Consider the following 9940-nt stretch of genomic DNA (forward strand, 5'->3'; position numbering starts at 1 on the left):
CGACGTACCAAGTCACGCCGAACCTTCAGCTTTTCGGTCTGATCACCAACCTGACCAACAACCGCTACGCCAACTTCGGCACCTTCGCCGAGCGCGGCCCGATCGCCGGCAACCTGACCATCAACGACCCGCGCACGACGACGCTGGCGCAGCCGCTCTCGATCTACGGCGGCATCCGCTACGCCTTCGGCGCCGACCCGGTGCCGATGCCGGAGCCGCTGATCCGCAAGTACTGATCGGGCGGGCACAGGCGAGGGGAGGGGCGCGGGCCGCAGGGTCCGCGCCCCTTTCGCGTCTTGGCGCCCCTTTCGCGTCTTGGCGCCCCTTTCGCGTCTCGGGGCGTGCCGGCCCGGGGCCGGCCTGCGGCCTCACGCCACCGGAACACGGCCGCGCTTCGTCGCTTGCCCCCTGCAACCGAAACGACGCGGGCCGCGGGCCCGCGCGCCATGCTTCAGGGAGACTCCATGCGACTGGTCCACGCCTTCTCGGCCGCCCTCCTCCTCGCCTCCGCGGCGCCCGCCTTCGCCAGCTCCTGCTCGGAGGAGATCGCGACGCTCGAGCGCCGCCTCGACAGCGCCGGCGCCGAGAAGGTCACCGGCAAGGAGCCGCCGGGCGGCCCGACCTCGTCGAACTCCCCCAAGGCGCTTCCGACCCCGCCCGCTGGCAAGCCGAGCGATCCGGCCGCGACCCCCACCGCCGCCGGCGTCAAGGAAGCCCGCGACCTCGTCGAGAAGGCCCGCGGCGAGGACAAGGCCGGCCAGGCCGACGCCTGCCGCGACACCATCATGAAGGCCAAGGAGAAGGCCGGCGCGCTGCCGTAGGCGGCCCGCGCATCCGTGTCCGAAAGCGAAAGGGCGGCTCTCGCGAGCCGCCCTTTCTGCGTTTCACGGTGCCGCCGCCCGGGCGCGGTCAGTACGCGTTCTCGGTCTTGAACAAAGCGAAGGGCGTGGTCATGAGGATCTGCAAGTCGAACAGCACGGACCAGTTCTCGATGTAGTACAGGTCGTGCTCGACCCGGCGCTGGAGCTTCTCGCTGGTGTCGGTCTCGCCGCGCCAGCCGTTGACCTGGGCCCAGCCGGTGATGCCGGGCTTGACCTTGTGGCGGGCGAAGTAGCCGTCGACGACCTGGTCGTAGAGCGTGTTGGCGGCCTTCGCCTGCAGCGCGTGGGGGCGGGGGCCGACCAGGGAGAGGTCGCCCTTGATCACGTTGAACAACTGCGGCAGCTCGTCCAGCGAAGTCTTGCGGATGAACCGCCCGACCGGGGTCACGCGGGCGTCGCCCTTGGTCACCATCTTCGCCGCGGTGGCGTCGCACGCGTCGACGTACATCGAGCGGAACTTGAACACGTCGATCAACTCGTTGTTGAAGCCATGCCGCTTCTGCCGGAAGAACACCGGGCCGCGCGAGGTGAGCTTCACCGCGAGCGCGACGCCGACCATCACCGGAGCGAGGGCGACGAGCATCGTCAGGCCGACCGTGCGGTCGAACACCGTCTTCATCACCACGTCCCAGTCGGCGATCGGGCGGTCGAACACGTCGAGCACCGGCACCGAGCCGAGGTAGGAATAGCTGCGCGGCCGCAGGCGCAGCTTGGTCGCGTGGGCCGAGAGGCGGATGTCGATCGGCAGGACCCAGAGCTTCGAGAGCATCTGCAGGATGCGCCCCTCCGCCGAGATCGGGATCGTGAACACGATCAGGTCGAGGCGCGTGGTGCGGGCGTAGGCGACGAGGTCGGTGACGGTGCCGAGCTTGGGGTATCCGGCGACCACGTCCGTGGAGCGGTCGTCGTTGCGGTCGTCGAACACGCCGACGATGCGGATGCCGCTCTCGCTCTGCGTCTCGAGGGCGGCGATGAGCTCCTCGGCGGCCTTGCCGCCGCCGACGATGGCGGTACGCCGGTCGAACCGGCCCTTCCGGGTCTGCGCCACGATCACGCCCGACAGGACGAACCGGCCGGTGAGGAGCAGCCCGAGGCCGCCGGCGAAGTACGCCGCCAGCCACAGGCGGGAGTAGTGGTCGGCGACCTTGGCGAGCACGAGGCCGGTGGCGACCAGGAGGAAGGCCAGCATCCAGCCCGCGGAGATCTTGAGGGCGGTCTTGAAGAAGGCGCGGAACGCCGCGATCCGGTAGGTGCCGGCGGCCTGGAAGGCGGCGAGGGCGAGGGCCGCCACCGCGACGACCGCGCCGGCATAGGTCAGCCCGAACGGGACGACCCCGCGCAGCAGCGCCACGTGCAGGCCCGCGCCGAGGCCGACGATCAGGGTGAACTCCGCCGCCCGCACCAGGCCGGCGATCACCACCGGGGAGATCGCCGGGGCCGGCAGGGGGGAGACCGCCTCGGCGGGCGGCGCCATCTTCGGCACCGGCTCCGCGACGCGGGCCGGGTCGGCGAAGCCTGCCGCCACGGTCTCGCCCTGTCCGGCGACCTTCAGGAGATCACGGACGTCGAAGGCACTCATCGCTCGATTCCCAGCAGTTCAGCGGCTTCGTTCGTGCCGGGAAGTATCGCAGGGCTCCCTATAGGATTGTTTAAAGTTGCGGACGGCGACGGCGTCGTTTCGCTGGGATGCGGACAGCAGGCATCACGTTCCTGCGACGGTCGGCGGGCTCAGGCGGCCTCGACGCGGGCCGGTTCGGCCGACGCCCCCGGGCGGCGGGCGCGGAAGGCAGCGGCGTAGCCCGAGAGCACGTCGGCGCCCATCCGCTTCATCGAGAAGCGCTGGCGCACGGAGTCGCTCAGGGTCCGGAACCGGGCGGCGCGGCTCTCGGGCGCCTCGTCGAGGACGCGGGCGATCGCCCGCTGCAGCGCGATCGGATCGCGGGCCGGGACGAGGTCTCCGGCGGCCGAGCCGAAGATCTCGGGGATGCCGCCCACGTCGGTGGCGACCAGGGGCTGTGCGGCGGCGGCCGCCTCGAGCACGACGTAGGGCAGGGACTCGGCGAAGGACGGCACCACCATGATCCGCCCGCGGGCGAGGACGGAGCGGATGTTCTGGGCCGGCTCGAAGGCGATGGCGCCGGCAAGGCCCAGGGCTTCGGCCTTGGCCTGGAGCAGCCCGGCATCGGGGCCGGAACCGACCATCAGCAGGCGCACGCTCCGGCCCTCTTCGCGCAGCAGGGCCAGGGCCTGGAGCAGGATCGGCAGGCCCTTGGCCTCGCGCAGCTCGCCGACATAGAGCAGGTCGAACGGGTCGGCCGCCGGGGTCAGGGGTGCGAACTCGGCCTCGCTCAGGCCGTTGTGGACGATGCGGCTGACGCGCCCGTGGGTGCCGACGTAGGCGCGGTGGCGCCCGGCGACGTACTCGCTCTCGAACAGGAACACGTCGGTGCGGCGGGCGAGCAGGCCCTCGGCGCCCATGTAGACCCGGTGCAGCAGGCTGCCGGGCCGGTAATTGTAGCTGCCGCCGTGCGGGGTGTAGGCGCGGATCACGCTGCGGCCGCCGGGTACGGCAGCGAGGCGGGCGTAGGCGCCGCCCTTGGCGCCGTGCCCGTGCAGGACGTCGGCCGCGACGGCCTCGGCGCGAGCCGCGACCGCGCGCAGGCAGGCGAGGTCGGACGGGTGCGGGTTGCGCCGCATCGGGATGCGGGTGACGCCGAGCGCGAGGCAGGGGGCGAGGTCGGAGAGCGCCTGGACGGCGCGCTCGCCGCCGGTGGTCGCGTCGCAGACGATCCCGACGCGGTGCCCGGTCGCGGCCTGGAGGCGCGCGAGGTCGACCACGTGCCGGAACAAGCCGCCGACGGGCGCGCGGAACACGTGCAGGATGCGACGGGGTTCGGCATCCGAAGGGCTGACGGACGGGGTCACGGCGGACGTCTCCAGGCCGGCGGGTGCGGCGGGCTTCCGCTGTCCTGCCATGCCGGCCCTGTCCAGGCGGTTAAGCGCACGCGACCGCGCCGGCGGACCGGGCCGGGCGCAGTCCTTTCCGGCGCCGAGGGTCAACGTTCGGCTAACGCGCGTCCTACTGATCGCCGAGACGGCGGCCTTGCGACCGCGCTCTCAGAAGAACCGCTCCTTGATGACGATCGTGTCGCCGGGGCGCACGGGATACGTCATCGGCACGATGCCCGAGACCAGCTTCTCGCGGCCGGCCTCGTTGGTCGGCTCGAGGCCGGGGCCGGCGGTGGGGCCGCCCTTGCCCTCACGGGTGAGCACGGCGTAGTCGCGCGCCGCCCGCGGGCCGAACCCGGCGGCGATCGCCACGGCGGTCTCGACCGTCATCCCGTTGACGAAGGGGTACTGCCCCGAGGTGGTGACCTCTCCCAGGATGTAGAACGGGCGGTAGGCGTCGACCTCGACGGTGACGTGCGGCTCGCGCACGAAACCCGCGGCGAGCTTGGTCTCGATGGTGCGGGCGGCCTGGCCGGTGGTCTGCCCGCCGATCTGGACGACGCCGATCAGCGGCATCGCGATGCGGCCGCCGCCGTCGACGGCGTAGATGTTCGACAAGTTGTCCTGTCCGAACACGATGACCCGGAGCTTGTCGCCGGCCGCGAGCGCGTAGCGCGCGCCGATCGAGCCGGTGCCGGTCGCGTCGAGCTGGGCGGTCCGGTAGTCCGGCCGCAGGCAGCCGCCGAGCCCGAGGCTGGTCGCGAGAACGAGGAGGAGTACGCGTCGGTTCATCACCACAGCCGTCGTGATTGCCTGATCGATCGTTTCGTAATCCGTTAAGGTTAAGAAATGCTGTCGCCCCAAGGCGGGCGCACTGCACCGCGCCGGCTTTAACTCTCAAGCAACCTTAACAGGTTCTATTGATCCCACGTGTTGATGCGTGGGCACAGTCGCGGCCCGGCATCGCGAAGAGATCGTGCCATGTCCCGAATCGCCCCGCGCGCGGCCGCCCCGATCGAACGGCCGGCCTTCGCCGCAAGGCCCGCCCCGGCCGACGGCCTCAATCTCGCCCAGGTGCCCGCCCTGCTGCGCCGGTCGTGGCACTGGATCGCGCTGCCGACGCTGGTGGTCGCCGGGCTCTCGACGGTGTTCGTGCAGGTGGTCTCGCCGCGCTACACCGGCGAGGCGAAGCTCCTGCTGGAGAGCCGCGAGGCCGCCTTCGCCCGCACCGCCTCCGAACGCGCCGAGCAAGTCCCGCCGATCGACGAGCAGGCGGTGGCGAGCCAGGTGCAGGTGATGATGTCGCGCGACCTGGCGCGCGAGGCGATCCGCCGGCTCAACCTCGTCGGCAACCCGGAATTCGATCCGAGCGCCGGCACCATCGGCCCGGTCCAGCGAACCCTGATGATGCTGGGGCTGGCCAAGAACCCCCTCGACCGCCCGGCCGAGGACCGGGTGCTGGAAGCCTATTTCGAGCGGCTGCTCGTGTTCCCGGCGGGCAAGTCGCGCATCCTCTCGGTCGAGTTCCGCTCGAAGGACGCGGAGCTGGCGGCCAAGGGCGCCAACACCGTCTCCGAACTCTACATCGCAGCCCTGGAGGCGGCGAAGGTCGACACCGCGCGCTACGCCTCGACCTGGCTCGGCGGCAACATCGACAGCTTGCGCAAGCGCGTGGCTGAGGCCGAGGCGCGGGTCGAGGCCTACCGCGCCGGCAACGGCCTCGTCGGCTCCACCGGCGCCAGCGGCCAGCCGCTCAACGCCCAGCAGCTCGGCGAACTCTCGACCCAGCTGTCGCAGGCCCGCATCCTGAAGGCGGACCTCGCCGGCCGGGCGAAGGCCGTCAAGGAGATGATCAAGGACGGGCGCGCCTTCGAGATCCCCGACGTCGCCAACAACGAGGTCATCCGGCGCACGGTGGAGAACCGCATCACGATCCGCGGGCAGCTCGCCCTCGAATCGCGGACGCTCCTGCCGGCGCATCCGCGCATCAAGGAGCTGACCGCCCAGCTGCAGGACCTCGACGCCCAGATCAAGGCCTCGGCCGAGCGCGTCGGGCGCACCCTGGAGAACGACGCCAAGATCGCGGCCTCCCGCGTCGAGAGCCTGCAGGCGGCCGTGGACGGCCAGCGCGACGTGGTGGTCAAGGGCAACACCAGCGAGATCCAGCTGCGCGCCCTGGAGCGCGAGGCCAAGGTCCAGCGCGAGCAGCTCGAATCCTACCTGTCGCGCTACCGCGAGGCCGCCGCCCGCGACGGCGAGAGCGCCACGCCCGCCGACGCGCGCATCATCTCGCGGGCGGTGACGCCGGAGCTCCCGTCCTTCCCCAAGAAGCTGCCGATCGTCGCCTTCGCGACCCTGCTCACGCTGATGCTCGCCGCCGGCGTGGTCGTCGCCCGCCACCTCCTGTCCGATCCCACGGGGGGCGGTCGCCGCGAACGCGAGGAGGAGGAGGCCGCCGACGCGCCGTCGCCGGCTGCGCGGCCGGAGCGCTTCGCCTTCCCCGAAGCCGTCCCGCCCGCCCATTGGGCAGCCGCCGAGGCCGGACCGGTCGCCGGCACGCATGCGATGGCCGAACCCGTGATGGCCGAACCCGACTTCGCCGAACAGGACTTGGCCGAACAGGACTTGGCCGAACCCGTCTCGGCCGAGCACACCCCGGCGGAAGCGCCGGCCGCGGCGAAGGTCGAGGCCGCGCCTGCGTCGAGCCAGCCCGCCACGCCACGCGCCGGCTCCTTCGATCTCGCGCCGCTGATCGCGCGCCTCGAAGCCGGCCCGCGCGCCGGCGGCGGGCGCACCCTCCTCGTGGTCGAGACCGCAGGCGCCGCCCGGCCGGTTCCCGGCAAGAGCCTCGTCGAGGCCCTGGAGGCGGCGCTCTCGGGCCGGGCCTCGGCGCTTGCGGTCGACCTGAACGGCCCGGCCTCCGACGCCGAGGCACCTGGCCTGACCGACCTCGTCGCCGGCGAAGCTGCCTTCCTCGACGTGATCCAGGCCGAACGCGGCTCCGCCATCCACCGGATCGCCGCCGGCTCGCTGGAGATCGAGGTTCTGCTGGAGGAGCCGGCTTCGGTGGCGATCACCATCGAGGCGATGGCCGAGGCCTACGACTGGGTGGTCTGCCGCCTGCGGGCGGAGCCCGGCGCGCACGAGCTGCTCGCCGCCCTCGGCACGCTGATGGACAGCGTGATCATCGCCTCGAACGCGGCGCTCGACGATCCCGACCTCGGCGACCTGTTCGCCATCGCCGAGGATTCCGGCGCGGGCCAGGTGCTGGTCGCCCAGGACAAGCCGGCGCAGGATCGGCCTGCCCGGCAGCGGCACGACCGGACGGCGCAGGACGACGCCGAGCCGATGGCGTTGCGCCTGTCCGCGGCCTGACCGGGACGCCGTTCCCGCCCATCCAAGCGGATGGCGGGGACGAGCCCTTCAACCGGCCCGCATCCGCCGCAGCCGCTGCACGAGGGCGAACAGGCGCGGGTCGCGCTTGATCCGGCGCTTGAGCCGGGTGAGGCGCGTCGCGACGAGCCCGTAGGCGTGGCCGCGGAGCGTCACCGGCAGCATCACCTCCACCAGCGGGATGGTCTCGTCGCAGATGCTCGCCTTGTAGCGGGCCTCGCCGACGCCGAGATCGAAGGCGCGGCGGCCGCGGGCGGCCTGGTCGCGCACGAGGTGATGGAGCAGCAGGTCGCCGGGGCTGAAGCGGGCGACCTCGGGATCGGCGTCGAACGCCGTCATCATGCCGGAATAGCGCGCGCCGTCGACGGCGCCGCCGAAGGTCGCGAGCACGCGGCCGGTCGCCTCCAGCACCAGGGCGTGAACCTCCACCGCCGGGTTCTCGCTCGCGGTGGCCTCGCTCAGGAAGGCGCGGATCGCCGGGTCGGCATAGGGGTCGTCGATGCCCATGGCGGAGAAGCGCGCCGCCTTCTGCGCGTAGAAGGCGGACAGGTACCGCTCGGCCTCGGCGCCGTCCGCCGCCTTGCGGTAGGCGAGGGGGCCGTGCGCCTCGATCAGGCGCTTCTCCTTCGAGCGCAGCTTCTTGCGCGCGTCGGCGCTGAAGGCGCGCCTGAGCGTCGACTCGGGGTCGGGGCCGAGCATCATCCCGTAGCCGTCGCTCGGCGCGGCCTCGCCGCGGATCGCCAGCGGGTTGACCGCGCCGTCCCAGGTGCGGGGCTGGTGCCCGAGGGCGTAGACGTCGACGCCGGAGGCGCGCCCGACCTGGCCGAGCGCCGCGATCACGTCCTCGGCCGGAACGGCGGCGGCGTCGCGGGCGGAGAACAGCGGCAGGTGGTAGTTGGCGTGGTCGCCACCGAGCGTCCGGGCGATCGCGACGCCGCGGCGGCGCTCGACCACCAGCGGCAGCAGGATGCGCGGCCGGCCGGCGGCGTCGCGCAGGACGACGACCCGCAGCGCGCCGGGGGCGACGGTCGCTCCCGCGTAGGCGCGGACCCAGTCGAAGCGCTGGTAGGGCGTGGCGAGGCAGGCGGGGTCGGCCTCGAGCCCGCGCCACAGGGCCTCGACGGCCGCGAGGTCGGTGAAGACCTCCGCGGTCAGGCCGGACTGAGCGTGCGCGCGGGCCATGGTCGCTCCTGCGAGATCTCGGTCCATCGGACCGCCTGCCACGACCGCCATCGCCCATCCCCCGCGCCGACCCCCGTGGAGGCGGCAAACCATCGGTCCCGGGCGCCACTTCTGGGCACCGGCCCCTAAGCCGGGGTGTACGTGGCAACGCGAACGCGCGGTCGGGCCGGGCGAAGCGCCGGCGTGGCTAACGGATCGTTGCGCGCCGCAGGCACGGCCCAAGCCTCAGCCTTTGTTTACGCCGAACCGGGACAAGGAAGGGGGGCGCCGCGCACGGCGTCGCCCGTGTTGCGTTCCTGCGCCACCGAGGCGGTGCCATGCTGTCGTCCCGAAACCGCCACCGGCTGTTCGAGGCCGGGTTCCGGGCCGTCTCCGCCACGGGGGCCGACCGCTGGCTCGCGCCGGCCGCCTGCGGCCTCGGGGTGATCCTCACCTTCCACCACGTCAGCCCGGAGGCCCCGGGTCCTTACGCGCCCAACCGCCTGCTCTCGATCACGCCGGACTTCCTCGACGCGACCCTGCGCGAGCTCGACGCCCGCGGCTTCGAGGTCGTCGGCCTCGACGAGGTGCCCGAGCGCCTCGCCGCCGCGCGCTACCGGCCGCCCTTCGCGGTGCTGACCTTCGACGACGGCTACCGCGACAACGTCGTGCATGCCCGGCCCGTGCTGGCCCGCCACGGCGTGCCGTGGACGCTCTTCGTCACCAGCGACTTCGCCGACCAGACCGGGCGGCTGTGGTGGATCGAGCTGGAGCGGGCGATCGGCCGGCTGGAGCGGGTCCGCGTCGCCGTCGGCCCGCGCGACGTGGACCTGCCGGCGCGCAGCCCGCAGGAGAAGGCCCTCGCCTTCGAGGCGGTCTACCGCGACCTGCGCGGCGGCTCCGAGGCGCGGCTGCTCGACCGGATCGCAGCGCTGTGCGCGGAGGCCGGCATCGCCCCGGGCGCGGTCGCCCGCGAGCTCTGCCTGTCGTGGGACGACCTGCGGGCGCTCGGCCGGGACCCGGCCGTCACCTTCGGCGCGCATACGCGGAGCCATCCGATGCTGGCCAAGCACGGGATCGAGGCGGTCGCCCGCGAGGTCGGCGAAGGGCGCGAGCGGCTGGCAGCCGAGCTGGCGCGACCGGTACGGCACCTGTCCTACCCGGTGGGTGACCCGACCTCGGCCGGCGCACGGGAATTCGGGCTCGCCCGCGACCTCGGCTTCGAGACCGCGGTGACGACGCGGCCGGGCCATCTCTTCCCCGACCATGCCGGCCACCTGCACGCCCTGCCGCGGGTCTCGGTCAACGGCTGCCACCAGTCGCGGGCGGCGCTTTCCGGCCTGCTCTCGGGCGTGCCGTTCCTCGCCTGGAACCGCGGCCGGCGCCTCAACGTGGCGTGAGGCGCGGGCCCGCGATCACCGACGGCGGCGGCGATGGCGGTAGGAGCGGCCCTCGCTGCTGCCCGCGGTGAACACCGCGCTCTGGCGGCCGCGGCGGACGCGGTATCGCCCGCGCCGGCCGCCGCGAGGCTCCTCGACCGCCTCGTCGGCCTGGGC

The 9940-nt window shown here is 73.0% G+C and carries 8 protein-coding genes; 4 read left to right on the forward strand and 4 right to left on the reverse strand.

Annotated features, from left to right (window positions below; genetic code table 11):
• On the forward strand, positions 1 to 236 hold a 236-nt coding region (locus FV229_RS22480; RefSeq protein ID WP_147754092.1), incomplete at its 5' end, for a hypothetical protein.
• 228 nt (positions 237 to 464) lie between these two features.
• Positions 465 to 821, forward strand: coding sequence for a hypothetical protein (locus FV229_RS22485; RefSeq protein ID WP_147754093.1), 357 nt, complete (start codon positions 465 to 467; stop codon positions 819 to 821).
• Positions 822 to 909: 88 nt separating this feature from the next.
• On the opposite strand, the gene FV229_RS22490 is transcribed toward FV229_RS22485, so the two are convergent.
• From FV229_RS22490 to FV229_RS22500, 3 genes are all read right to left on the reverse strand, one after another.
• Complete coding sequence (locus FV229_RS22490; protein ID WP_147754094.1) at positions 910 to 2460, reverse strand: undecaprenyl-phosphate glucose phosphotransferase; 1551 nt, start codon at positions 2458 to 2460, stop codon at positions 910 to 912.
• Positions 2461 to 2609: 149 nt separating this feature from the next.
• Positions 2610 to 3857, reverse strand: a complete 1248-nt coding sequence (locus FV229_RS22495) for a glycosyltransferase family 4 protein (protein WP_147754095.1) — start codon at positions 3855 to 3857, stop codon at positions 2610 to 2612.
• Between the two features lie 141 nt (positions 3858 to 3998).
• Complete coding sequence (locus FV229_RS22500) at positions 3999 to 4622, reverse strand: polysaccharide biosynthesis/export family protein (RefSeq protein ID WP_147754096.1); 624 nt, start codon at positions 4620 to 4622, stop codon at positions 3999 to 4001.
• Between the two features lie 189 nt (positions 4623 to 4811).
• Here FV229_RS22500 and FV229_RS22505 point away from each other — a divergent pair, with 189 nt between their 5' ends.
• Positions 4812 to 7205 (forward strand): GumC family protein, encoded by a 2394-nt coding sequence (locus tag FV229_RS22505; protein ID WP_147754097.1) that lies wholly within the window; start codon positions 4812 to 4814, stop codon positions 7203 to 7205.
• A gap of 48 nt (positions 7206 to 7253) precedes the next feature.
• Here FV229_RS22505 and FV229_RS22510 read toward each other — a convergent pair whose 3' ends face one another.
• Positions 7254 to 8405 carry a GNAT family N-acetyltransferase gene (locus FV229_RS22510; RefSeq protein WP_147754098.1) on the reverse strand — a complete coding sequence of 384 codons (1152 nt, stop codon included), beginning with the start codon at positions 8403 to 8405 and terminating at the stop codon, positions 7254 to 7256.
• Between the two features lie 317 nt (positions 8406 to 8722).
• Between FV229_RS22510 and FV229_RS22515 the strand changes: the two genes are divergently transcribed.
• Positions 8723 to 9784, forward strand: coding sequence for a polysaccharide deacetylase family protein (locus FV229_RS22515; RefSeq protein WP_147754099.1), 1062 nt, complete (start codon positions 8723 to 8725; stop codon positions 9782 to 9784).
• Positions 9785 to 9940: the final 156 nt, after the last annotated feature.

The sequence above is a fragment of the Methylobacterium sp. WL120 genome, assembly GCF_008039465.1.
Lineage (GTDB): Bacteria > Pseudomonadota > Alphaproteobacteria > Rhizobiales > Beijerinckiaceae > Methylobacterium > Methylobacterium cerastii.

Bases quoted from the DNA above. Each gene is read 5' to 3' on its own strand.
- FV229_RS22485 (WP_147754093.1), top strand. From the start codon at position 465: ATGCGACTGGTCCACGCCTTCTCGGCCGCCCTCCTCCTCGCCTCCGCG.
- FV229_RS22490 (WP_147754094.1), bottom strand. From the start codon at position 2,460: ATGAGTGCCTTCGACGTCCGTGATCTCCTGAAGGTCGCCGGACAGGGC.
- FV229_RS22495 (WP_147754095.1), bottom strand. From the start codon at position 3,857: ATGGCAGGACAGCGGAAGCCCGCCGCACCCGCCGGCCTGGAGACGTCC.
- FV229_RS22500 (WP_147754096.1), bottom strand. From the start codon at position 4,622: ATGAACCGACGCGTACTCCTCCTCGTTCTCGCGACCAGCCTCGGGCTC.
- FV229_RS22505 (WP_147754097.1), top strand. From the start codon at position 4,812: ATGTCCCGAATCGCCCCGCGCGCGGCCGCCCCGATCGAACGGCCGGCC.
- FV229_RS22510 (WP_147754098.1), bottom strand. From the start codon at position 8,405: ATGGCCCGCGCGCACGCTCAGTCCGGCCTGACCGCGGAGGTCTTCACC.
- FV229_RS22515 (WP_147754099.1), top strand. From the start codon at position 8,723: ATGCTGTCGTCCCGAAACCGCCACCGGCTGTTCGAGGCCGGGTTCCGG.